Source organism: Immundisolibacter sp. (assembly GCF_041625615.1).
In the GTDB taxonomy this organism is placed as follows: Bacteria; Pseudomonadota; Gammaproteobacteria; order Immundisolibacterales; family Immundisolibacteraceae; genus Immundisolibacter.
Genome location: NZ_JBFJTF010000215.1, coordinates 1 through 2,373, shown reverse-complemented (window position 1 = coordinate 2,373; position 2,373 = coordinate 1). Strand labels below are relative to the sequence as shown.

Sequence of the window (2,373 nt, the reverse complement as noted above, 5' to 3'; positions counted from 1 at the left end):
GGCATCGGCTGCTTCAACGTGGAGTCGGCCGCCGAACTGGAGCGGCTTAACCGGGTGGCGATGGAGATGGGCCTGAAGGCGCCGCTGGCGCTGCGCGTCAACCCGGACGTCGACGCCCGTACCCATCCGTACATTTCCACCGGGCTGCGGGAGAACAAGTTCGGCATCCCGGCCGCCGAGGCGCCGGCGTTGTACCGGCATGCTGCGGCTCTACCGGGTGTGCAGGTGCGTGGCATTGCCTGCCACATCGGCTCGCAGTTGACCGATCTGGCGCCGCTGGCCGAGGCGGCCGGGCGCGTGGCCGCGTTGCGACAGGCGCTGCTGGACGAGGGCATCGGCATCGAGCACGTCGATCTCGGCGGCGGTCTGGGCATTGCGTACGAGAACGAGGCGGTGCCGTCACACGCCGACTACGTGGCAGCCATCAGCGCGCCGTTTGCCGGCAGCGGGGTGAGTATTTCGATTGAGCCGGGACGCTCCATCGTCGGGCCTGCCGGCGTGCTGCTGACACGGGTGGAGTACCTGAAGCCCGGCGCGGAGCGCAACTTCGCCATCGTCGATGCAGCCATGAACGACCTGCTGCGCCCGGCCCTGTACGACGCCCACCATGCGGTGCTGCCGCTTCGTGACAGCGGAAGCCGGGAACCGATGTCGTGGGAACTGGTGGGGCCGGTGTGCGAGAGCGGGGATTTTCTGGCCCGGGAGCGTTCCCTGGCGCTGGCCGAGGGCGACCTGCTGGCGCTGCGCGACGCCGGGGCCTACGGCTTTGTGATGAGCAGCAACTACAACAGCCGGCCGCGACCGGCCGAAGTGCTGGTGGACGGTGCCCAGGCGCACCTGATCCGTGCCCGCGAGACACAGGATGACCTGTGGCGCGGCGAGGTGATGCCCGCCGGCTGAGCGCCGGCGGGCCGACCACCGGGGCGTGCGCCCCGGTGGTCTTGGCTGTCAGAACGAGAAGCCGACGCCGGCGTTCACGCCGCGGTCGTCATCGGCCGAGGTCGGGCCGTTCTTGTCCATGTAGTCGAGCTTCAGCACCACTTGATCGGTCAGCCAGTAGTTGAAGCCGACGTCGATCTGCCGGAACTTGCTGTCGGTGCTGTCGCCGGCGGCGTTGTCCCAGCGGTTGTAGCGGGCGAACACGCCCCACTGGTCGTTCAGGCGCCAGGACGGCTCCACGTACCAGCCGTTCTGCTCGTCACGACCGAAGGATTCGGCCTGATCGCCGCCGATGTCCCACGCCGCATACAGGGCGCGCAGGCCGAACGGTCCGCGCTGCAGCACGGCATGGGCTTCCCACAGGAAGGCCCGGGCGCGATCGCCTGTGCTTTGCGTGACGTCGTCCTGATACTGGCCGGACAGCGCCAGCTCCAGGCCGGGGATGCCCTGGTAGCGGATGCGTGCGGTCGCGGCCGGATCCTCGGCCACCGCCTCGGACAACTTCTGGCGCCCGCTGCGCGGCAGGAACGCGCTGCTGCCGCTGACCGGCACCTTCAGGCCCGAGTGCACGGCCAGGTTGTAGTTCCAGCCGGGGGTCAGGGCGCCGCGCAGACCGACACCGCCTTCCCACCAGGTGGTCGGAATGATGGCGCTTTCGATCGGGTTGCGCTCCACGCCGTAGAAGGTGTCGGGCTCGTGATGCTCGTTCAGGATGCCGACCGGCAGCAGGAACAAGCCGGCCTGGGCGTGCTGGGTGTCGGTCAGGTCACGCTCGATGTACGCCTGTTCGAGTTCGACCTCGCCTTCCTTGCCCTCGCCGGCGAGCGAGTGTTCAAGTTCGACTTCCGTGAACAGGCGGGTCTTTTCATCGAATTCGTAGCCCAGGAACAGCACGAAACGATGGAAGTCGATCTCGTCCTTGCTCTGCAGGTTGTTCCAGTGCATCTCGCCGTAGCCGCCGAGGCTGGTCTTCTCGGTCCAGGACGGGCCACGGGCGGCGGCCTCGTGCTCGGCCCGTTCGACCGCTTCGCCGGTAGCGGCGACCTGTTCCTTGATTTGCGCGTTTTCGTTCTTCAGCGCGGCGATTTCCTGCTGCGCGGCGACCAGCTGGGCCTGCAGTTGCGCCAGGGTCTGTTCGATGCTGTCGATCGAGGTCTCGGCCTGCGCGTTTGGCACAAGCGCAGCGGTCAGCGCGGCGGCGGCCACCGCGCCGCGGGTGGTGTGACGGCGGATCATGGGTCCTCCCTGTGTTCGTCGGGTGCCACGGCCGAAGCGCCGGGCTTGGCGAATGTTATCAAAATAAGAACGATTCGCATTTTATTTTTCATTTTTGTTGATGCCCGTCAGTCACCGCAGGCACACGCGTGCGCCTGCGCCGCGCATCGCCCGGTGTGGCGGCGTGCGCGGCGGGGCAGCGTCGGTGGACGGGGGCGG

2 protein-coding genes are annotated in these 2,373 nt (G+C 67.8%); one reads left to right on the top strand and one right to left on the bottom strand.

Going from position 1 to position 2,373, the window contains the following annotated elements:
- Positions 1 to 900: diaminopimelate decarboxylase (gene lysA / locus ABYX71_RS11595; RefSeq protein ID WP_372696650.1), on the top strand; the 900-nt coding region annotated here is incomplete at its 5' end.
- 48 nt (positions 901 to 948) lie between these two features.
- Here the strand turns inward: lysA and ABYX71_RS11590 are convergent.
- Positions 949 to 2,175: a porin gene (locus ABYX71_RS11590; RefSeq protein WP_372696649.1), complete on the bottom strand. Its 1,227-nt coding sequence runs from the start codon at positions 2,173 to 2,175 to the stop codon at positions 949 to 951.
- Positions 2,176 to 2,373: the final 198 nt, after the last annotated feature.

What these genes read in the sequence shown, in the direction of transcription:
- ABYX71_RS11590 (WP_372696649.1), bottom strand. Translation starts at nt 2,175, where the DNA reads ATGATCCGCCGTCACACCACCCGCGGCGCGGTGGCCGCCGCCGCGCTG.